The organism is Cellvibrio zantedeschiae (assembly GCF_014652535.1).
GTDB classification, from domain to species: Bacteria; Pseudomonadota; Gammaproteobacteria; order Pseudomonadales; family Cellvibrionaceae; genus Cellvibrio; species Cellvibrio zantedeschiae.
This window is the reverse complement of the sequence record NZ_BMYZ01000002.1, coordinates 704,408-726,535: the sequence shown is the minus strand read 5'-3', so window position 1 is coordinate 726,535 and position 22,128 is coordinate 704,408. Positions and strand designations below refer to the sequence as shown.

The following is a 22,128-nucleotide window of genomic DNA, read 5'->3' as shown; positions in this document are numbered from 1 at the left end:
CAGTGCCAATTGCAAATGGTGCTTTTTACATTTCCCAACACACATTTTTAAAAAATGTGATCGGCTAGAAAAAATCAACGTCGCTGGAGAAAATTTCGTCAGCGAGCTCCGTATTTGAGCCTTGGTTAGAACTGCTGGTCAACAATGCCTGGATTCGCTCCTGCTCCTTTTTCATGCCGTCTAATAACGCTAATGAAGAAACTAACAGCGCCTTTGCGTTACCCAATTCAGCCTGATCCACTATATCCAATGCTTTATGTAAATCGGTAGACAAGACTGAGATGGATTCAGATACGTATTGGTGCTGCGCAACCAGAGCCATTTGCGCACTCAGTGCGCCCACCTTCCCGTCGACAGTGCCTAGTATCCATGGAACAGCATCTTTGATTCTTCCATAGCGCTCAGGGTCTGACTCGGGCATATTTTTAATCAATAAGGATACGCGCTTGAAGTTGCAAAAGGTACGATGGCCAAAATCGCAGAATCGCCCTTCCTGATGAATCGCCAAAAACATATCTTTTTCAAGGAGAGACAATTCGTATTTGTTGTGAGAATAAAACTGCGGGCCAGAATCGCCCATAAACATAACTGAGGTTTCCAATCCGAATTCCGCCATAGTCTGGAACAAACCTTCGGCTAACTTATCAAAGCTGTCCATGGCGTAAGTTCGTTCGGCAAAACGCACGGACCGACCTAAATCCGCACTGCTATTCATAGCTTCAAATGCGAGCACCTGGGCACCAGTGGCTTTTTCATCAAGGGTCTTTTTTTCGCGATAAAGTTGCACGCTTCGCGCGGCTTTGGCGTTGAGCAATTCCGCTTCACAAGGTTTGATAAGGTAATCATCCGCCCCTAGCTGAAAGCCAGCAATTTTTTCTTGCAGACTGGATTTCGCTGACAGGAAAATCACGGGAATATCACGGAGTTCTGGGTCGGCTTTGAGCTCAGCGCAAACTTGATAACCGTTTTTGACAGGCATTTCTATGTCGAGAAAAATCATATCTGGCCGCCATTCACGCGCCAGTTTCAACCCTATAGCACCATCGTATGCAGCCACAACATTGTACTTATCCTGCAAGCTCGCCAGTAAAAAAGCTTGCCAGGTTTTGTCATCGTCGACGACTAATATTTTTTGACGTTCTGTCATATCTAATTCCTCGCCCAACCCTAGTCTGTAAAGTGTAGGCAGGGCTTTTAACAGGCGCTAGAAATATTCAACATTTCCCCCTTAATGATTAGAACCGGCTTGTGCCTCTTGTTGTGAAATAGTTTTTATATAACGAGTGAGCTGCCAAATTTCGTCTTCCTTCAATATATTTTTCCACGCTGGCATAACACTTGTACCCGCTTTAATTCTCATCGCAATCAAACCTTCGGGCTTGTTTTTCAATTGGCGCAAATTAGCCGGCTTTGAAGCCAGACTCGACGCCGCAACACCATCGCCGCGCCCTTCACTGCCGTGACATAACTGGCAATGTTGTTCGAACAGGTTTTTACCCGCCGCAACCACCTCAGGCGTATTAGGTAAGGGATTGGCAGTCATCGACATTTTTACAGGGTTATTTGGAAAGCACGCGACTAGAGTTAGTAAAAGGATTATGAAAATTACAATACGCATAGAGTTTCCTTATGTGAGCAACCAGAAGATTACTGGTGCTTGGAAACATTGTGCCGCGAGCAGACTGCTTACAACATACCTATGGCGGTATGGGGGTTATTCATCTATGTATAGCTCGGTTATCCATAAGGTTAAATAGGCAAAAAAAAAATCGCCACCTTTTTACAAAGATGGCGATTTGGATTTATCTAGCCTCATCTTCCTTAAGTGAGACCTGTTGGTTTGCAATTAGAACTGGAAGCGCAAACCTACGCGATACATACGACCAATCAAATCATAAATCATTGGGTTAGCAACAGTACCTGTACCAGGTGATACAGCTGGATCTTTATTCAACAAGTTGTCGATCTTGCCGTACAGAGTAAAGTTGTCAGTCAACTTGTAGTTAGCACCCAAATCGAAACGCAAGGTGCCGTCCATATGGTTGAATGCTGCTGTCGGATGAGTAACTGTACTCACTGGGCAGCCAGTTTGACACACAATCACTTCGTTGTTGAAAACACCATCGCTGATCCAGTGTTCGGTCAAGCTAACACCCCATTTGTCGGTATCCCAGCTTTGAACAGCCATTACTTTCCAATCTGGAGTACTACCAACGTTCACACCTGCCGCATCGGTAGGAATGGTATTCGGTAGACCAGATTCAGTGATGAAGCTGATATTGTGGGTTCCCAACGCACGCAAGGTCAAAGTGCCATCACCAATAGTCATACGGTAAGACGCTTCAATGTCATAACCTTTAGTGTGCATAGTTGCCAGGTTAAACGGCTGCAGGCGAACGTAGTTGGTGTTCGGCACAGTACTAGTCAGCAACATGGCTTTACACAGATCTTGGTTACCTTCTTTACACAAATCAACTTCTTGTTGAGCGCCCAGAGTACCGATTACGTCGTCAACTTTGATATCGAAATAGTCGAAAGAAAGGCTCAAGCCTGGCGCCCAATCTGGTTGAGAAAGAACAATACCAAACTCGTTGTTGCGCGCTTCTTCTACACGTAGATCAGGGTTACCCACGGTGCGTTGCTGAACAGTGATATTGGTACCGTTGTAGTTAACGGTACCGTTAATCACAACCTCGGCAGCAAACAGTTCACTCAAGTTTGGTGCACGAACGTCTTTTGAGCTTACCGCACGGAAACGAAGACCGCTTACAGGCGTTTTCCAGGTTGCACCCAGCTTCCAGGTATCTACATTACCTGCAGTACTGTAATCAGTACCGCGAACCGCCATGTTGACGTTAGCTTCACCCATGGTATCGGAATCGAGAATGGGCACGTTTGCTTCAAGGTAAGCTTCTTTTACGTCGTACTCGCCTTTAGCCCAGTGATAGTTACCTGCAAACCAGTGGTTACCAATTGGGTTTGTTAACACTGGGTCAGCTGGATAATCCGCGTTATTTGGGCTTTCTGGACGGTTACCGTTACCGTATGGATCACCTGTTACGATGTACTGCTCTTTACGGTATTCCAAACCAGTCGCGATACCGATTGGGCCCGCCCATGAAGAGAATGGCTCACCCGAAATGTTGAAGCTGGCTACGTTTTGCATTTGTGGAGAATGCTGATGCGGGCCATTTTCCGGGAATACATAAGCGTAAGAAGCTGCTGACGGTGCTACGTTGCCAAAAATGTTCATTGGCACACAGCCGGCTGCTCGCGCCGCAGTGTTGCGACAAACGATAGTACCGTTTGGCCCAGCGACGGCATCAATAGCCGCGTTGTAGCGGTTATTCAGCATAATGTCGTGAACTTTAAGGTCAGTTACGTTTCTGCCGTATTGATAATAAGTGTCATAACTCCAGTCAGTATCAAATGCACTGAACTTGCCGTTAGCACCTACTACGATACGCTCTTGCTCACGCACTGGGTGAACGTTTTGGCGCGGTTCGATTTGCGCGTTCACAGTACCGTATTGGAATGAAGTAATGTTGTTAGCCGCGCAAGCTGCTTTAACGGAAGCAGGTAGATAAGGGTTGTCGCACTGCATGGTCAAGTTAGCGTTTTTAGCCGCACCCAAAATTGGGTAGTTAACTGACGTAACACGCGCCTTGTTGATAGTGGCGTAAATTTCGTTGTTTTCGTCCACATCGAAACCAATACGGGCATAGCCTACGTTACGCTCAATAGCCGATGCCAAGCTTTTGCCACCGCTGTTCAAACCGCTTAAATCACCACCTTCACAGAGGTTAGAAATACAGTTTTTACCGTATTGGAACTGGTATGGCTCACCGTTTTCACCAAAAGCTATACCTTTCAAAGGGCCAGCGGTAATCAAACCATATTTCGCATATTGATTATTTTGCGCACGGTCTATCAAATAACGTTGTGGCTTGCCGTCAGTAGTTTCACTAATTTGACGGTTTGCAATTTCAGCACCGGTGTACCAATCACGACCACCTGGACCTTCCAAACCGAAATCACCTGGCGGAATACCGTCTTCTTTACCGTGTTCACCGCTCAATTGAATGTGCAATCTGTCATCCATGAAACTACCGCCCCACGCGATTTGACCGAGAACACCTTCGTTGTCAGCGTAGGTTGATTGACCAGCCTGGATATTACCTTTCACGCCCTCAAAGCGTTTATCGGTAATGAAGTTCACCACACCACCAACAGCGTCAGAACCGTAAGATGCAGAAGCACCACCGGTTACCACATCTACGCTCTTGATCAACAATTGTGGGAACTGGCTTACGTCGGTAACGCCAGTCACGTTAGCGCCAACAACACGTTGACCATCCAACAATGTCAAGGTGCGGATAGTACCCAAGCCGCGGAGACCGAAAGAGCTCAACCCTTGCAAACCACTACTGGTACTGTAGGTCATCGCCTGAGTACTGGCGCTACCTTGCAATGATGGCAATTGAGCAATAGCCGCGAATACGTTGGGCTGTGCAGACTTTTGAATATCTTCAACAGTCATTGAAGTTGTTGGAGTAGGCTGTGTAAAGCTACTCGAAACAATACGTGAACCTGTAACAGTTACCTCTGTAACTGCGGTGTCATCTGCTTTTTCCTGTGCGAAGGCCTGAAGACCAAAGGACAGAGTCGCTAGTGCCATACAGGCAGGCAAAAGCTTACGCTTGAATTGTATTTCTGCATTCATCTCATAATTCTCCAAAATTTTTATTGTTAGTTCGCGCCACCTGTTTCCAGATGTTTGCGCTACCATTCGATGGCCAAAAAAAGGGGCTCTCCCTTATCCATTCGATCAAACCCCAAAACAGCATTCAAACTGGAAACACAACCTCGATAAATTGCAAAAAATCGGATGACGCTAAAATCCTCTTTAGCGGTTTATCCAAAAAATCGGCAATTACCATACCCCTTAAATGGTTGCGCTACCAAAACAATATCAAAAAAAAACCTCCAGACCAAGCACTTCTGAAAGGTTTTTTGTATGATTATAAACAAAGATCTTATAAATCAGTGAGTTAACGTAAAGTTTTGTAAGCGATCCGGCTTGTCGGTGAACACTCCGTCCACCCCCAATTGGGCTAACCAAGCCCAATCATCCTCGTGGTTAACGGTATAAACCCAATTTTTCAGGCCTCGTTTACGTGCATCGTCAATCAGGTTTGGGGTAATAAAACTAAGGTGAGTATTAAAAGCGTAAGCCTTAAGAGGCTCGCAACACTGCGCATAATCGAGCGGAATACCTTCAATCAAGGCTGCGCGTTTAATTGCGGGTATCAGCTGTAAGGATTCAAACAATTGCTGATGATCAAAGCTGGACACTATGTAATGATCAAGCCCCAACTGATGATCATGCGCAAAAGCCTCAAGCTGTTGCTTCAAGGTCGGCACGCAATTCAAACCTTTGATTTCGATATTTAACAGAGCGCGATCTTTTACCAGAGCCAAGACATCACGCAAAGTGGGTAGTAATTCGCCATTTTCCAGTTTTTGTTCGCGCAGATAAGCCAAGGGCAAATCGGTGATAATCCCCTGCCCCGACACCACACGCCCCAAGCGGCGATCGTGAGTGACCAGCAGCTCGCCTTCAACCTGGTAAATGTCGATCTCGACAGCATCGACCCCTGCATCCAAAGCACGCGCTATTGCAGCAAGGCTATTTTCGGGAAGCGGTTGATTGTTCATTAAGGGGCCGCCACGATGGGCAATGCAGGTCATCTTTGACATATAATTCACAACACATTCAGATTAAAGGTTTTATACTGCACGCTCATTTCGCGCAACTGCAAAGAGTATGGCAGCGCCACCCGGCTTCAGCAATTCCCGTTTAAAAGACATTCAGAGAGTAGAGTTTTTCCGTGTTATCCCTATATACCATTGACGAAAAAATTATGAGCGAAAGCCTAACCACAAAACTCTTATTAGCATGTACTTGCATTGTGGTGTTTTATTTAGCGTCACGATTATTAGACAAAATCATTCACGATGTGAGTGTGCGCAAAGCACTGGGTGACGGACGAGTGCCTTACATTACCAAACTGATGAATATCGGTATGGTGTTTTGTTGCATAGTCATCATGTGTTTACTGCTTGGCCTCGGCTATAGCGAAGTCTCGGTTTTTCTATCGTCGATATTCGCCGTAGTCGGCGTTGGTTTATTCGCGCAGTGGTCAATCCTCAGCAACATTACCGCGAGTATGATTATTTTTTTCGGCTTCCCTTATCGTATTGGTGATCGCATTAAAATTGCCGACAAAGACGATGACATGTGTGGCCTAATTGAAGAAATCAGTATGTTCCATGTGATACTGCGCCGCGACGATGGCAATTTAATTACCTACCCAAACTCAATGCTGCTGCAAAAAGCTGTGATTAAGATTGAACAACCTTATGCAAAGCCCGTTGAAAATGAAACTGATGAAATCGAAGCCGTAGAGAAACCTGCAACGGATTATTTTAAAGGCCTGAAAACAGTGCGCGATTAATCAATATTGAATAAATACTAAAGGCGAGCTAAATGCTCGCCTTTTTTGTTTCCATGGGATGTGATTATCATTATGACTATGTTGTTAAACAATAGGCTGCAGGTGATTGAAGATGCTCCCAATAAAAAACATATCATGGGACATCATATTTGATGATATGAAATGATTGCGCATGATTCGCATCATTTAAATTAAATGCCCCGTCCTAAAACTCTCATCATTTGTAATGCTTTTTTGCTATTTGTCCGAACTTGGTACAGCGTATTTTACGCATTGCATTGCTCTCGCTATATTTCGCGCGGGAAAACCCCGGTGGTTATTACAATAAACAACAATTTTCACGGATGCGCTATGAAAAAAAACCAAATTAGCTTTTGCCTACTCTTCGCTCTCTCATTATCAGTTACCGCCTGTGGAGGCGGAGGTGGTGGCTCATCTACGCCTGCCCCTACACCTTCAGAAACAAGCAGCTCGTCGCCGTTACCATCAAGCAGCAGTTCTTCCACATCCAGTAGCAGTTCTTCGTCTAGCAGCAGTTCAGTTGCAAGCAGCTCATCATCTGCCGTGCCAGACAAAGACACTGAAAACCAAATTCTCGGCGAATATCACACCACGCATACTATTTATACCCTGGAGAATTGCGGAAAAAATATCAGCTTGGCAACCAATGCCACCAGCCTATTTGCCGACTATGATTCAGCCAAACAGAATCAAGCGCTAGTTAATCTAACGGGCTGGAACCATGTAACAAATGGTAGTGCGACTGAATGGAAAAACACCAAGCTGGCAGCAAGTGATTACAATAACCCGAGTTCAGGGAAAGCCAACAGCGAGTGTAATAATGTGGACACCTTGAATATGGTGTTGGTAAAAAAATATGCAGATTGGGATCACCAGCACGCTAACGGCTTTGAACATCACATAGCGACCAAAAACATTACCTTTGGAAAAGTGGATTCGATCGTTGTGGATTTAAAAATTAATACAGCAAGAACTTCCATCCCCACACAGAAAACATTGCTTGACACCTATAGCACTTACACGGCAGAAAGTAATATTAAAAATGTGGATGCCAGTAAAGTGAATATAGGTTTTACGCTTTATGATGGCGCATCACTAAATGCTGCCGATATTATTGAAATCGACCAAGCGCTTTATGGCGATAAATGGATTAGGGTGGTAATAAAAATGGATAGCATTAATTACTATTCCGAAACCAACTACGTTCGAACACCCAAAAAGGCGGAAGATTTAGCAAATGCCGTGATTAAGGGCCTATTGGTAGTGGGCGAAACAAAAACAGGAAATGTTCTGCGCGGCAATATATCCAACTGGAGCGCCAGCGTACCTGAGACATTTAAAGAAATGGATGTTAACGTCAAAAAAATCGAATTTGTATTGAAATAAAAAAAGCAATAAAAACACAATAAAAAAGCCCACACCAGAAAATGATGTGGGCTTTTTTATTTAAACGATTAAAGCACAGACACAATCGCCTTGCTTACATAGTCCATTTTTTCTTTAGTCAAACCCGCCACACTGATGCGGCTTGTGTCGGTCATATAAATACTAAAATCATTTTTTAGTTTGTGCACTTGCTCAACACTCAACCCCAAAAACGAAAACATGCCGCGCTCATTGGCGATAAAACTAAAATCGCGTTGCGATTGCAATTGATTTAACGATTGCACCAGGTCCACCCGCAAACCGGCGATACGTTCACGCATAGTCGTTAACTCATCGCTCCATACTTTAGTTAATTCGTTGCTGTGCAAAATAATATCAACCAATGCAGCACCGTGGGCAGGTGGCATGGAATAGATTGAGCGAGCAACACTTAATAAATTACTCAAACCTGCGTTAGCTTGTGATTCATCAGCAAAGACAAAACTCAAGGCAGCAGTACGCTCGCGATACAAACCAAAATTTTTGGAAAAGGAAGTTGCAACGATCACTTCTGGCAAACGCGCAGATAACATGCGCAAACCGTAGGTATCTTCTTCCAACCCTTCGCCAAAGCCTTGGTAAGCCATATCTACAAATGGAATTAAGCCATTGGCTTCACACAAATCTGCAACTTGATCCCATTGGGCACGCGTTAAATCTGCGCCGCTGGGGTTGTGGCAGCAAGCGTGCAATAAAACCAAGTCGCCGCGCGGCACTTGTTTTAATGTATCCATCATTGCGGTGAAATTAATGCTGTGCGACGCGTAATCGTAGTAAGGATATTCACGCAGTTTTAAACCAGCGCTGCCGAGCAATGGAATATGGTTCGCCCAGGTTGGAATACTCACCCACAAATTTGAGCCGGGTTTGGCGCGTTGAATTAATTCCGCTGCAACACGTAGCGCACCGCAACCGCCCGGCGTTTGTACGGTACGGACGCGGTTAGCCTCAACAGCAGGATGGCCTTCACCAAACACAAGCTTGGTAGAAGCTTCGTTAGCACCGGGGTAACCCGCCGGCGGTGTGTATGCCTTACTCGTTTCTTGCTTGAAACGAATTTTTTCTGCTTCTGCAACCGCCGCCATAATCGGCGTTACACCCGCATCGTTTTTATAAACGCCCACGCCCAAATCCACCTTGGATGGATTGGTGTCTTTAGCGTAAGCAATACTTAAACCGAGGATTGGGTCATTAGGCAATAAAGGCAGAGTTTCAAACATGGCGGAATCCAGATATGAGTGGCTTTGAAAGTGCGCGATTATACACAGACAAAGCAACTCGACCCTAGACATACGCCTCTAAATGGCTAGGAATTACGCGCTTCCAAATAAGCTCTTCGTGCCAAGGACAGCGCTCCGGTTATACCTGCGTTTCCCCCTAATACTGTAGGAATAATGTAGCTATTCATATCTTTTAACACCACATCGTGGGCGTAACCATTAAGCATGTGCTTAAGGTTGGCGCGGATTTTCGGGTATAGGAAATCGCGCGACATCACGCCTCCACCAAAAATGATTTTTTCCGGCGCATACATCCACGTCAGGTTTACGCACATCACCGCCAAATAATAGGCCTCTATATCCCACGCCAGATGATCCGGCGGCAGGTGTTTGGGATGCGTTTGCCAACGTTTGTGAATAGCGGTTCCCGATGCCAGCCCTTCCAAACAGTGGGTATGGAACGGACAACAACTATCGAAGTGATCATCCATAGCTTGCGGAACCATCATGTGCCCCACCTCAGGATGACTAATGCCCTGCATCAACTTTCCGCCCGCAAAAATACCCGCGCCTATGCCGGTTCCAACCGTCACATAAACAAAGTTTTCGCAATCCAACCCCGCACCTTCAGTAAACTCGCCCACCGCCGAGCCATTCACCTCAGTTTCAAGTTCAACCAAGATATTGAGTGATCGCTTGAAATAGCCGATAAGATCAATTTGCGACCAGGCCGGCCTGGATGTTTTGGTGATATACCCGTAGGTGGGAGAACGACGATCCAAATCCAACGGACCAAAACTCACTACCCCTAATGCAGCAAGCTGGCCAAATGCGGGAGCACTTTGTAAGAAAAAATCACGGACAGCAGCCAAAGTAGTGTCTGGGGAGGATGTCGGAATCTCTGTGCGCGCTTTAATAAACCCACGTGAATCTGCCAGCACACAAATAAACCTGGTTCCACCCGCCTCTACCCCACCAAACAGCGGCTGTGCATTGTTTTGCGACTGACTCATAGCTACACCTCATTAACTAGCTTGCCTAGAGTGTAGAACATTGAGCCAAAACCACAGAAATTAAAACATGTACAATTTACCGGACGCCTAGGTAAAAATACTCTCCATAGGCTGTGCTATTTTTGATCAGCAACATTTACGCATTGGGTAGAAGACATGACTGACGTATATGAACAGGCCGCCGTAGGTGAATACGAGCGCGCCGTAGTAGACATCAAAAAATTAAAAACGCCCATCGTGCCCCTGCAAAAATCCTATCAACGCTTCGATAAGATTATCGCTAAATCTATTGAAGAATCCCCCACCAAACCGGCCTGCAAAGCGGGATGCTTTTATTGCTGCTATTACAAAGTTGAAGTGAAAGCACATGAAGTGTTACTCATTCGTGAACACATGCAAAAAAATCTTGCGCTGGAATTACGCAACGAGATTTTAACCAGTGCAAAAGCTAACGCTGCTCTTATTAGCACGCTAACGCCCACAGAGCATTTATCCACCAATATTAAGTGCCCTTTTTTAATTGCCAACCAATGCAGTATTTATGAAGCACGCCCTTTCCGGTGCAGAAGTTTTCACGCGGTACAAGTGGATGCCTGCGAAGCCTCTCATGCAAACCCGAGCGACTTTAGTATCGCAACAGAATTAATTGAAGACGTATCGCATTACAGCGATGCACTCTCACAAGGTTTTGAAGCAGCCATTATGGATTCCGGTTTAGATCACCGTACCTACGATTTAAATACAGCCCTGCTGGAAGTTTTTGCGGATGACAGCATTGAAAAACGCTACAAGCGCGGAAAGAAAGCGTTTAAGACGGCGATTGAGGTTATAGATACAGAGGAATAGGCTTATCCAAGTCAAAATTTATCCAGCACAGCTACAAATTAATTGGTAAATAAGTATGGCAAGTATATACATAGAAATACTTAAGTTTGGTAAAAACCAAATAAGCACAAAAGAATCCGGTTTTAAAAAAGAGGAACTTACTAATCACCTTAAAGTACTTGGGTATGGAGATAACGATCTAGTTAATATTCAGTATTTTTTAGATAACGCATTTGTCTTAGATACATCGCCACCCAACCTTTATAAGATTAGGCTCACAGCCCTCGAGTATCTGATTGATTATGACGAGCTTGAAGAAGCAAGAAATTCCTCAAGGTCTGCTCTTAATTTCGCAATGGCAAGCTTAATTATCACAATACTAGGTTCTGTGGGGGCAATGTATATGTCTCATATTCAAATTAATTCAGATGTAACAATCAACAGAAATCAATTTGATCTTCTATCATCAGATTTGAAAAATATTGGTTCTACTTTAAAAATCACCAATGAGAATGTTGATCATGTTTCAGCTGAATTAAAAGGATTAAGAGGTGAAGTAAAAACTGAAATATTACGAATGGAATCGACACCAAAATTAACTCCAAAAAACTAACAAGCGGCCGCAGCCTCAACAATTATATGAGTTTTTTAATTATATCTAGCTTTAAAAATAGTTTTCGTGCTGAATACAAAGAAAAAATAGCTGCAACACCAAACCAAAGTATCAATGGTTGGCGGTGAACGTTTGCCAATGCGATAACACTAACAACAATACCCATAAATATAAGCAACACATAAAATGCAGCTCGCTGTGTCAGTTGGCCTTTTAAGGTTAATATTATTTGCTCAAGAAAAAGCATCATAAACCATAAGAGAGTACTAACGCCTAAAAGCCAAAGCGCCGTTATTGGATAAAGGCTCACAACAGGCACGCACCATAATGCAAAACAAAAAGCCATGGCCCATCGTTCTCTTGCCAATACTTTTTGTGCTATTTGATTTATTTGCGCTCGGCTTCCCCCAACACGCAACCAAATAAAACGTTTTTTTGCACGAACGCTAAAGGCAAAATGAATCTGAACCATTACACCTGTCATCAAACCTATCAATATGAACTGTGGATATTGAAAGAATTGCGCTACTGAATACTTACCTGTCAGCACAACTGAGCAAATCAATGCGATTGGGAGCAAGAATGCTGTGAAGAACGCGCGAAAAAAGCGCGAGGCATTACCATCTGACATTCCAAGCAAAATGCTGCCGACTGCTGTCACACCCGATTCTTGAAAACTACCATGCATCCCCGGTAGATATTTTGTTAAAGAGACCGTTTTTTTGGTGTAAAAGATCGGCTTCTTAATCATTCCAAAAAAATAAATGAAACAACAAAGGCCCACTATTGCTATCGCAATAATTACTGATAACAAAAGCCCAATTGGTATCGCACTGAATTTCTGACTATTAGCTACACAAATAATTAACAGTAACCATAACGGATAGCGTAAGTATCCCGGCAAGAAACCAAAGAGGCTTGCAATCAGAATTAGACTAGATAACGATAGCCATTTTACTCCTATCGATATTTTTTCCAGCTGAATGAGCTGGACCAGATTTTGTTTTTCTAAAAGTATTACGCCAAGAAGTAAAAATATGGATAAGGACGCTAGCGCCATCAGATAACTAACGATGAGATATTTTCTAAAGTTAGGTAATAATCTATGTCGCCTAAGGCTGGCAAGCTGACGAAAATGAGGACCGGCAAACATGAGAGTAAATCCAACCAAAAATGCGGTACCTGATGTAGTAAACAATTCCGCATGGTTTGTGCCTTGCTGAAAGAATCCCAACACCATAAGCAAAAAACCAATGGTGATCAAACCTTTTTGCCCTGGAACCGCATCAAAAAAACTTTTATATAAAACCCATGTGGAAGTCGTAGTTATTTTCATACATGCATCGCCTTGCGATACACCTGCTCTAAACTTGCGGTATCTGATAAACCGAAAGCCTGACCAACTTGTTCAACAGGACCTTCCCATTGCACTTTCCCATCTTTTAATAACCACAGCGTGTTAATGAATCCTTCCAGGTCTGCAACTATATGTGATGAAATAATCAGCGCGCGTTGCTGCACAGACACATGTTTGGTGAGTTGTTGTAAAAACAACGAGCGCGCAATGGGGTCCAGGCTGGCAACAGGTTCATCTAAAACAATTAACTCCGGTGATATAGCTAATGCATGAACAATGGACAACTTTTGTTTTTGGCCGCCAGACAATTGATTGATTTTTTTATTCTTATCAATGTCCCAACCAGCCAGCAGTTCTTCTACTAAATCATGATTCCATTGCGTGTAAAAGGAACTGTATAAACTTAACGAGTCCTTAACCGACATGTTTTCTGGAAATTCGTCTTGCTGAGGTACATAAGCTATTTTTTGCTTTTCTGTTGCGGATAACTGATCAACATCAACACCCCATAAATTAACTTTACCCGATGTAAATTCGCAGAAGCCGAGCATAGTTTCCATTAAGGTCGTTTTGCCAGAACCGTTATGCCCCAAAATGCCAATAACTTGCCCAGGGTGAACGGTCAAATTCACATTATTCAAAACAGTTTGCTGCGCCTTTCGCACACAGAGGTTTTCAATTTTTACCGTGGGGTGAAGTTCGTTATTCATCAATCATCCTTTGAGTAAATAAAGGCTTCTTCAAAGCCAGAACAAATAGAATTTATAACATATCTGTGGCGTTGTTATCTAAATCATGTAAAAGCTATTTTATGAATAGCGACACCACGCCCATCAAACTTACGCTTAGCAAGCTAACACCAAGTACTCGATAGAAAATTTTCGGGTCACCATCCACAATTTTTTGGTGGAAGCGCAATCCTATTAAATGGCCAACGGTGGCACAGGGCAGCAACCACAAGTGATGAATCAATTGCAAATCAACACCTGCAATTAAGAAGGCAATCATTTTGATAACAACTAAAATAAACCAAAGCACAAAAAGTGTATCGCGCAGTTGGTATTTGGAAACATGGGTGCTGTACACAGAAATAATTAGGGGCGCACCTATAAGGGATGTGCCGCTGATATAGGCACCCAGCATTAAAAATAATTTATCCAGCAGCGGGTTAGTGCTTTTAAACGGCTTATTTAAAATGTAGGTGACGGCATAAACAGAAACAATAGAAAAGATAATACCTGTCATTACGCTTGCGGGAATTGTGAGCAAACCCGCCACGCCAATTAATTTAGGCACAATCATAATTTTCATGGACTTTTTTAAATAAGCCCAATCAATAGTGCCGCTCTCTACTCTCTCGTTGGCTCCAGTCAAACTTTGTTTGCGATGTTTCTGGTAATTTTGCCAAACGGTAATTGACGAGAAAAATAATAGATGCACCGCAATGATCGGCAGATACACCAAAGGACGATTATCAATCAATAACAAAAAAGGCAGTGACATAACCGCACCACCAAAGCCCAAGCCCGAGCGAACAAATCCACTCCACACAAATACCAGTGCTATCAACACATATTGATAATTTTGTAACTCAGCCATAACCCACTCTTGCGTAATTGTTGTGCGTTTTCGATGTAATTGCACAAAGAATGTGGATGCTACGCGAGAACGCGAACGGAGTGAAGTTTAGTATGTCAATCAAGAAGCGCTGTTGTTGCAACGTGAATTAACAACGGATCTGCAAACGTCAATAAATTAACGAGGAATTTTTATGAGCAACCGTATGTCCCGCCTGCTAGCCGCCATGACCTGTGCTGCTTCCCTAAGCGTTTATGCAGCCGAAGAACCAAACCAACCGGGCGGAAATGACCGCCCGCGCCAGCCGCCACAAGCTGCACTGGACGCCTGTAAAAATTCCGTCGAAAGTGCTACATGTCAGTTCACCGGCCGCGATAACGAAATTGTGTCTGGCACCTGCAAAGCACCACGGCACAGTGAAAACAAATCACCCCTTGCATGCCGCCCGGATCGTAAAGATTGGAAACCCAAAGATGGCGCCGAAAAAGATCACGTCCACCATTAATTTCACGTCATAGGCTCCCGATACAACATGTCGCGAGCCTTTCTTTTTTACGTTAATCCTATATATTGCCAGGCACCTTCAGTTGTACGCTTTGGTAATTTTTGTGATTTCATCTCCTTCAACATCATCTCCCAATCTCATTACGCAAACACTGCAAGAGTGGAAAGCATTGGCGCTACTCGGTGGCCCCATTATGGTTGCGCAACTCGCACAAATGGCCAACGGTGTGGTGGACACCATGATGGCAGGCCATGCGAGCGCACGTGATCTTGCAGCCGTGGGAATTGGCACGGGCATTTGGGGGCCTGTGCTCTTGTTTTTTATTGGCGTACTCAGTGCGCTACAACCGCTGGTATCTGGTCATCGCGGTGCAGAAAATCATTCACGCATAATGCCTATTACCTGGCAGGGTTTGTACATTGCCTGCGTGGGTGCAATTTGTATGGCAATTATTCTCACCCACGTGCGCCCGATTTTTGTTTTGCTGGGATTGGATGCGCAGACAACGGATATTGCGCAGGGATATTTAGATGCGCTCGCCTGGGGAATTCCCGCCGTATTATTGCTCAACGCCCTGCGCGGCCTTACCGACGGTATGGGGCATACGCAAATTATTATGGTGTTTTTCTTAATCAGCACTATTTTAAATGTGCCATTTAATTATTTATTTATTTTTGGTTTTTCTATTGGCGATTGGCAATTTCCGGCGTTGGGCGGCGTTGGTTGCGGCTGGGCGACAACAGCTTCCAACTGGATTGCAGCCATCGCATTGTTATTTTATTTAAACCTCAACAAAGATTATAAAAATTTCCATTTAATTGGCGATTGGGCAAAACCTGATTGGCTGGAAATAAAACATATACTCACACTGGGATTACCTATCGGCTTCGCCATGTTTGTTGAAGTGAGCATGTTTTGCATGATCGCTTTATTTTTATCGCCACTAGGGCCCAACGTGATCGCTGGTCACCAGGTTGTACTTAATGCTATTTCGCTATTTTTTATGGTGCCCTTAAGTTTGGGCATGGCATTAACTCTTCGTGTGAGTTTTTTAATCGGAGCAGAAGAACATTTTAAAGCGCGTTTGTTAGCGCGCAGCGCAATTTTTCTTGCGTTGGGGATCTCGTGCATTAATGCACCGATTTTATTTTTTGGCCGCGATCTGATTTCATCGCTGTATACCAATGAAGTAGAAGTACAAGTTATAGCTGCGCAACTATTCGCACTGGGCGCAATTTTTCAAATTGCCGATGTAACCCAGGTCACCATGATTAACGTATTGCGCGGCTACAAAGACACCAAAATTCCTATGTTCATTATGTTATTTTCATTTTGGTGTGTGTGTTTGCCGCTGGGTTATGTACTTACCTTCACTGACTGGTTACATGAACCTATGGGTGCTGCTGGTTTTTGGACAGCACTTATCGTGGGATTAGCTTGCGCAGCAGCACTTTTGACGACAAGAGTCTTACGATATAAACCCGCTCAAGCCAATGATTAATGGCTGGCATCTAATATCCCACTATTTGATTGCATTTACCTATGCAAAATGTTCTTATGAACGCTCACTAAAATAAATTTAATAGCTTTTAGCGCCAGGAGCAGGCTTATTAATTTAGACCATGCTCAAGAGGTGCAGAGCCAAGCTCTCACACCTAAATTAGCGCTCACCCGTTTGCGTGCAGAGACCAAAAGTCGTCACCAGATTTTGGACAGCTCCATGCCTTTGGCGAACCCAAATGCAGACTGGCAGGACTACCTCGAACACTTGCAATTGCTTTCCGCTTGGCTACAGCCCATTGAGAATTGGTTAATTCATTTTTCAGATGGTCCACAAGGCCCACGCGCACCAGATTTTATTTGTTACACCGATATTATTCGTAAAGATTTAGCTAACTACATGGCTCCGAAATTGCAACCTATCACCTGGATGCAAGACAATTGCGCAGCTTATCGCTGGGGCGTTAGCTACGTGATTGAAGGCTCCCAACTCGGAGGCGAGTTTCTCTACAAGCGTCTTGCAGACAGGTTAAAGCCACACGAACTTTTTTATTTGCAAGCAAAACAACCAGGGCGCTGGCCAGCATTTTTAAATTGTTTGGCTACCGAACTTACAACACATGAACACATCGATTTAGCTTGTGCAGGTGCCAGGGATGCATTTGACGCTTTATTAATGCTACTCCCGCATCGAGAATAATTTTTATGAACGGCGTCCAAGAGTTACCCACACTGGCGAATTGCGCAAGCGAACCCATACACATCCCCGGTTCAATTCAACCGCACGGAGCCATGCTCGTTCTCAATCTCGCGCAAGAGCTTATAGGCTGGAGTGCAAATAGCGAGGAAATGCTAAACCTGCAGTTGTGTTTAGGCGCACATATAAATACGTTGAAACTAGATGAAGAAATTTATTTAAGTCTACAAGATTTTTTGGGTGACCTGGAAGAAGCCGGTAGCGCGCCCGTGGCAGTGGAAACAGCAATTAATCAGAAAATTTTTGATGTTGTTATACACACTTATTTGGATCGCGTAATTATTGAATTTGAAACACGCGAACAAACTTCCGATGAAGTTGCCAGCTTTGCACTTAAAGCGCATCGCGGAATTGATCGCCTTAAACGTCAAAAATCGATTAATACTTTGTTGCAAATGGCCGTTGAGGAAGTGCAAAAACTTACCGGCTTTGATCGTGTTATGGCTTACATTTTTCGTCACGATGACAGCGGTGATGTAGTCGCAGAAAAACACTCTCCCGGTCTTCATTCGTATCTTGGCCGACGTTATCCCGCGAGTGATATTCCCGCACAAGCGCGTCGCCTTTACACGCTCAACACGCTGCGCCTCATTGCCGATATTGGCTACACACCTGTGTCACTGGTTGGAAAAACCGACGAAGCACCGCTAGACATGAGCTATTGTGTGTTGCGCAGTGTATCGCCTATTCATATTGAATATCTTCGCAATATGGGCATAGGCGCGTCCATGAGTGTGTCCATCATTATCAATGGGCGCCTGTGGGGAATGCTTGCCTGCCATCACATGTCGCCGCGACAAATTCCCTACTCTATTCGCATGGCATGCGATGTACTTGCGCAAATTATTGCCGCAACTGTTTCGAATATTCAGGAGCACGAGCGAACCGAAGCTACACGTTTCGCCACTAGCGTTCGCACTGCTTTAATGGAAACACTCATAGACGAAGACGACATTACTCATGCAATAGGTTTGCATGCACAAGGATTAAAAAATGTTTTAGGTGCGGATGCTCTTATCGTTGCCCAGAACAAAAAAATGGAAGTGTTTGGCGATATCCCTCAATCGCTCGCTGAAAATATACTCGAAAATTTACCTACTGATAATGAAGACTTGGTATTGTGGCAAGCGCGTAACCAGTGGCCAGAAAATTTGCAAGAGCCTATTAAAAAATGGGTGGGCTTATTAGCCTTACGATTTGACCCCTCAAGTAACGGGTGGTTAATTGCACTTCGCGTAGAGCAAATTGAAACAATTAATTGGGGTGGCGATCCGGAAAAAGATATGAAGCCCGGCCCGCTCGGCGCACGCTTAACACCTAATGGATCATTTGAAGAATGGAAACAGGTTGTGCGCGACACATCTATTCCCTGGGATTCAATACAACTGGATTCTGCGCGTGAATTATTGAACGCACTTTTGCGCTCCAGCAATCGCCGCCACGCCGAAATTGATCGCGCTCGCACGCAGTTAATGGCTATTTTAGGTCACGACTTGCGCGACCCCTTAAACAACATCAACATCGCGGCGCACTTGCTTGAACAAGCCAGCGGTGAAAATAAAATGGGCACAATTATTCGCAACTCCAGCAGCCGCATGCAGCGCTTGATTGAACAAGTGCTCGACATGAGCCGCATAGGAACAGGAATTGGTTTGTCCATTAAACGCAAAGATATAGATGTTGCATCCATGATCAGGGATCTAATCAGCGAAACACGTTTGGGTTACCCCGGGTCTGACTACCAAATCACCATGCCAGATTCACTTATGTGGCACCTTGACCCTGATCGGCTCGCACAAGCTGTTGGCAATTTGCTAAGTAACGCACGTCATCATTGCATCGCAAACACCGGGATTCATCTGAACACCAAACATCATAATGACAATTTAATTATTGAAGTGCGCAACGAAGCTCCTGAAATTGATCCAGAAGTGGTAGAACGATTGTTCTCGCCTTTTAAAAAATCTTCATCAACTCGCGGTCGTACAGGATTAGGGTTGGGCCTGTATATTTCGCATGAAATTATCAAAGGTCACGGCGGTGAGCTGGTTTATGAATACCAGGAACCGCATGTTGTTTTTCGTATTAACCTTCCCATGCATGCTGCTTAATGTCGATTGATCAGGGCCGCTTTTTCAGCGGCCTTTTTCTGAGTTCCGTTCGTCTCTTATCGTCTGGCTACAAAGAATTTTTAAACCCTAAAAGCACTGATTCAAACTGATAACTTCTTCTCCTACAACCTACTAGGCAAGGCGTCAAAATCCGCCTATAGTCAAACCGTTTTTATCTGCTTCACGCAGAAATGGAAACAGTTAAAGATTGCCAAACGATAGATTAATAATGTCGGTGCATCTACGAATGCAAAGGAGCTTTTATGAAGAAGTATGTTGCAGAATTATTCGGAACTTTTTGGTTAGTGTTAGGTGGGTGTGGCAGCGCAGTTTTAGCGGCAGCATTTCCGCAAGTCGGTATAGGTTTGCTTGGCGTTTCACTCGCTTTTGGCTTAACCGTTTTAACCATGGCTTTTGCGATTGGCCATATTTCAGGCTGCCATTTAAACCCGGCAGTTTCCATCGGCCTTTGGGCAGGCGGGCGTTTTCCAGCTAAAGAATTATTACCTTACATCATTGCTCAAGTTGTTGGTGGTGTAATCGCTGGTGCGGTTTTATTTGCAATTGCCAGCGGTAAAGCAGGCTTTGATGTATCAGCAGGCTTTGCCTCTAACGGTTTTGATACGCACTCACCCGGCGGTTACTCCATGCACGCCGCGTTAATTACCGAAGTGGTAATGACCATGATGTTTTTAATCGTCATTATGGGCGCAACCGATAAACGCGCACCACAAGGCTTGGCACCTATCGCCATTGGATTGTGTCTCACCTTGATTCACCTTATCAGTATTCCCGTTACCAACACATCAGTTAACCCTGCACGCAGTACGGGTGTTGCCGTTTTTGTAGGCGATTGGGCGGTAGCGCAATTATGGTTATTCTGGGTGGCGCCGATTGTTGGGGCTGTGCTCGGCGCGGTAATTTATAAATTTATTGGCAGTGAAAATAAATAGAAATGTGTGCGAGCCGGGTGAGTCTCCGGCTCGCGTTTTAAAAATCAAGATATTAAACGATTATGGCTAAAATAGAATTTTCAAAACCCGAAAAAGAATTGATCACCCGCAAAGTACAAATGTATTTTAGGGAAGAGCTGGATCAGGAACTTGGGCAATTCGATGCAGAATTTTTGCTGGATTTTTTTGCGGAAGAAGTTGGCGCTTATTTTTATAACCGTGGCGTGAGGGATGCGCAGGCGGTGATTGAAGCTAAAGTTGCAGATATTAATGATGCGCTTTATGAAATTGAGAAGCCTACAGAGTTTGTGCGGTAAAATTTTATTAGTATCTTAAGTCGCACCCGCTTCATACCATTTTTATCGACTCTATTTCGCCTGCTGGCGAGTCACTTTTGTTCATGAAAGCCATCCATGGCTTCCACCCTTCGGGCAGCTTCGCTGTGCAAAATTACTTTCCTGTAATTTTGTGTTTCGCCAAAGAAAAGTAACCCAAAGAAAAGCGACCCAGCGAGCACTGTTTCCTTGCTCGCTTCAGAAATTTTCTGTCGTTCCGACGAGCCATCCATGGCTCGACGTCACTAAAACAAACTTCCTGTTTGTTTTACACCAAATTTCTTCCAGTGCTCGGGTGCTCACATGGGATAGTAGTGCCACTTCCTGATACGAAAAATAAACCTATTTTTAACTGCCACAATAAAGCTTTTGCTTTTGCTTTTGCTTTTGCTTTTGCTTTTGCTTTTGCTTTCAATTATCCCATGCGAGCGCCCCGAGTATCGCAGGAAAATCGGTGGCAAGCGCACAGGACGTGCGCTTGAGTTACGTCGAGCCATGGATGGCTCGTCGGAACGACAGCGATTTTCTGAGAAACGCAGGATTAGGCGCGAACTGGGTGCCCTTTCTTTTGGTTACTTTTCGTTGGGCAAGCAACGAAAAGTGACTCGCCAGGAGGCGAGACAAATCTTCAATAAAAATCAAAAGCTGGATCCCCGGTTCCGCCGAGGATGACGACTCTCAAATACGAAACAACAATTGGAAGCTAAACATTCGGAATCTCCAACGAATGAAACACCCGTTCCCTCAATTCCCCCGGCGTCTTCGAAATAATCTCCTGCGGAATCTCAAACTTCTTCGTCAATCTTAAAAAATTCTCAAACCCGTAAGACACCATAAACGGATGCATCCCCGTATTAATCGCCGCCACATAATCTTTATTCTCATCCCCACACACACCTGCGCGCGCCGGGTTTACGCCAAATTGCTCGCGCACCGCGCGAAAATGTGGTGTCTTTTTTTCTTCCAGTGGTACATGAATAAGAAAATCAAACTCAGCGATATTAATATCATGCCGCGCAAACAATTGGCGCAAGGTTTCCAAGGGCTCGTTAGTAATATTGCGAGTGATCATGCCCACTATAACGTCCGGTGAAGCGATCAATGTGCGAATAAATTCAGGAATGCCAGCATAGAGTGCAGCTTCATTGCGATATACATCTGTAAGCGTATCTACAATTTGCTTGCGATTACTTTTGGTAATATTTTTACGAAGATTGGAGGGGAATTGTTTTAGGCCACCCAAATATTTAAAGATGTTATGACGTTTTTGAAAACTTTCTTCATCACCCAAATCCATTCCATGGTGAACAAAGGCTTTTTCAATGGCATTGTAAGCATCAATGGTGGTGCCATCGGCATCCAGAATAATCAGTTTTTTGTTATTGCTGTAAATCATT

Annotated in this window: 20 protein-coding genes; 10 read left to right on the top strand and 10 right to left on the bottom strand. The window is 44.3% G+C overall.

Annotated elements, in window-relative coordinates:
* Positions 1 to 64: 64 nt before the first annotated feature.
* The 4 genes from IE104_RS14050 to IE104_RS14035 all read right to left on the bottom strand — a co-directional run bounded on the left by IE104_RS14050 (position 65) and on the right by IE104_RS14035 (position 5,760).
* Positions 65 to 1,147 (bottom strand): response regulator transcription factor, encoded by a 1,083-nt coding sequence (locus IE104_RS14050; protein ID WP_189419577.1) that lies wholly within the window; start codon positions 1,145 to 1,147, stop codon positions 65 to 67.
* Between the two features lie 81 nt (positions 1,148 to 1,228).
* Positions 1,229 to 1,618, bottom strand: a complete 390-nt coding sequence (locus tag IE104_RS14045; protein WP_189419575.1) for a c-type cytochrome — start codon at positions 1,616 to 1,618, stop codon at positions 1,229 to 1,231.
* 228 nt (positions 1,619 to 1,846) lie between these two features.
* Positions 1,847 to 4,723 carry a TonB-dependent receptor plug domain-containing protein gene (locus IE104_RS14040; protein WP_229837937.1) on the bottom strand — a complete coding sequence of 959 codons (2,877 nt, stop codon included), beginning with the start codon at positions 4,721 to 4,723 and terminating at the stop codon, positions 1,847 to 1,849.
* A 320-nt stretch (positions 4,724 to 5,043) separates the two neighbouring features.
* Positions 5,044 to 5,760, bottom strand: coding sequence for a glycerophosphodiester phosphodiesterase (locus IE104_RS14035; RefSeq protein WP_189419573.1), 717 nt, complete (start codon positions 5,758 to 5,760; stop codon positions 5,044 to 5,046).
* Between the two features lie 164 nt (positions 5,761 to 5,924).
* On the opposite strand from IE104_RS14035, the gene IE104_RS14030 reads away from it, so the two are divergent.
* Together IE104_RS14030 and IE104_RS14025 are read left to right on the top strand one after the other, a co-directional pair.
* Positions 5,925 to 6,518, top strand: a complete 594-nt coding sequence (locus IE104_RS14030) for a mechanosensitive ion channel family protein (protein ID WP_189419572.1) — start codon at positions 5,925 to 5,927, stop codon at positions 6,516 to 6,518.
* 351 nt (positions 6,519 to 6,869) lie between these two features.
* A complete protein-coding gene (locus tag IE104_RS14025; protein WP_189419570.1) occupies positions 6,870 to 7,925 on the top strand; it encodes a hypothetical protein in 1,056 nt (351 codons plus the stop codon).
* Between the two features lie 68 nt (positions 7,926 to 7,993).
* Here IE104_RS14025 and IE104_RS14020 read toward each other — a convergent pair whose 3' ends face one another.
* Together IE104_RS14020 and IE104_RS14015 are read right to left on the bottom strand one after the other, a co-directional pair.
* Positions 7,994 to 9,184, bottom strand: coding sequence for an amino acid aminotransferase (locus tag IE104_RS14020; protein ID WP_189419568.1), 1,191 nt, complete (start codon positions 9,182 to 9,184; stop codon positions 7,994 to 7,996).
* Between the two features lie 86 nt (positions 9,185 to 9,270).
* Positions 9,271 to 10,197, bottom strand: a complete 927-nt coding sequence (locus tag IE104_RS14015; RefSeq protein ID WP_189419567.1) for an ROK family protein — start codon at positions 10,195 to 10,197, stop codon at positions 9,271 to 9,273.
* 156 nt (positions 10,198 to 10,353) lie between these two features.
* On the opposite strand from IE104_RS14015, the gene IE104_RS14010 reads away from it, so the two are divergent.
* Entirely contained in the window at positions 10,354 to 11,043 is a 690-nt protein-coding gene (locus tag IE104_RS14010) for a YkgJ family cysteine cluster protein (RefSeq protein WP_189419566.1), read from the top strand.
* 55 nt (positions 11,044 to 11,098) lie between these two features.
* Positions 11,099 to 11,635 carry a hypothetical protein gene (locus IE104_RS14005; protein ID WP_189419565.1) on the top strand — a complete coding sequence of 179 codons (537 nt, stop codon included), beginning with the start codon at positions 11,099 to 11,101 and terminating at the stop codon, positions 11,633 to 11,635.
* Positions 11,636 to 11,657: 22 nt separating this feature from the next.
* On the opposite strand, the gene IE104_RS14000 is transcribed toward IE104_RS14005, so the two are convergent.
* The 3 genes from IE104_RS14000 to IE104_RS13990 all read right to left on the bottom strand — a co-directional run bounded on the left by IE104_RS14000 (position 11,658) and on the right by IE104_RS13990 (position 14,591).
* Entirely contained in the window at positions 11,658 to 12,971 is a 1,314-nt protein-coding gene (locus tag IE104_RS14000; RefSeq protein WP_189419564.1) for a hypothetical protein, read from the bottom strand.
* Complete coding sequence (locus IE104_RS13995; RefSeq protein WP_189419563.1) at positions 12,968 to 13,702, bottom strand: ABC transporter ATP-binding protein; 735 nt, start codon at positions 13,700 to 13,702, stop codon at positions 12,968 to 12,970. The genes IE104_RS14000 and IE104_RS13995 overlap by 4 nt, the downstream gene beginning before the upstream one ends.
* Positions 13,703 to 13,796: 94 nt before the next feature.
* A complete protein-coding gene (locus IE104_RS13990; RefSeq protein ID WP_189419562.1) occupies positions 13,797 to 14,591 on the bottom strand; it encodes a sulfite exporter TauE/SafE family protein in 795 nt (264 codons plus the stop codon).
* Between the two features lie 172 nt (positions 14,592 to 14,763).
* On the opposite strand from IE104_RS13990, the gene IE104_RS13985 reads away from it, so the two are divergent.
* From IE104_RS13985 to IE104_RS13960, 6 genes are all read left to right on the top strand, one after another.
* On the top strand, positions 14,764 to 15,075 hold the full coding sequence (locus tag IE104_RS13985; RefSeq protein ID WP_189419561.1) for a hypothetical protein: 312 nt from the start codon (positions 14,764 to 14,766) through the stop codon (positions 15,073 to 15,075).
* A 103-nt stretch (positions 15,076 to 15,178) separates the two neighbouring features.
* The gene (locus IE104_RS13980; RefSeq protein ID WP_229837936.1) at positions 15,179 to 16,576 is read left to right on the top strand and encodes an MATE family efflux transporter; all 1,398 of its coding nucleotides are present in this window, start codon (positions 15,179 to 15,181) and stop codon (positions 16,574 to 16,576) included.
* Between the two features lie 132 nt (positions 16,577 to 16,708).
* Positions 16,709 to 17,275, top strand: coding sequence for a biliverdin-producing heme oxygenase (locus IE104_RS13975; RefSeq protein ID WP_189419560.1), 567 nt, complete (start codon positions 16,709 to 16,711; stop codon positions 17,273 to 17,275).
* Between the two features lie 5 nt (positions 17,276 to 17,280).
* The gene (locus IE104_RS13970) at positions 17,281 to 19,443 is read left to right on the top strand and encodes an ATP-binding protein (RefSeq protein ID WP_189419559.1); all 2,163 of its coding nucleotides are present in this window, start codon (positions 17,281 to 17,283) and stop codon (positions 19,441 to 19,443) included.
* A gap of 263 nt (positions 19,444 to 19,706) precedes the next feature.
* The gene (aqpZ, locus tag IE104_RS13965; RefSeq protein WP_189419558.1) at positions 19,707 to 20,396 is read left to right on the top strand and encodes an aquaporin Z; all 690 of its coding nucleotides are present in this window, start codon (positions 19,707 to 19,709) and stop codon (positions 20,394 to 20,396) included.
* 62 nt (positions 20,397 to 20,458) lie between these two features.
* Complete coding sequence (locus IE104_RS13960; RefSeq protein ID WP_189419556.1) at positions 20,459 to 20,713, top strand: DUF2164 domain-containing protein; 255 nt, start codon at positions 20,459 to 20,461, stop codon at positions 20,711 to 20,713.
* 721 nt (positions 20,714 to 21,434) lie between these two features.
* Here the strand turns inward: IE104_RS13960 and IE104_RS13955 are convergent.
* Positions 21,435 to 22,127 (bottom strand): HAD family hydrolase, encoded by a 693-nt coding sequence (locus IE104_RS13955; protein WP_229837935.1) that lies wholly within the window; start codon positions 22,125 to 22,127, stop codon positions 21,435 to 21,437.
* Position 22,128: the final 1 nt, after the last annotated feature.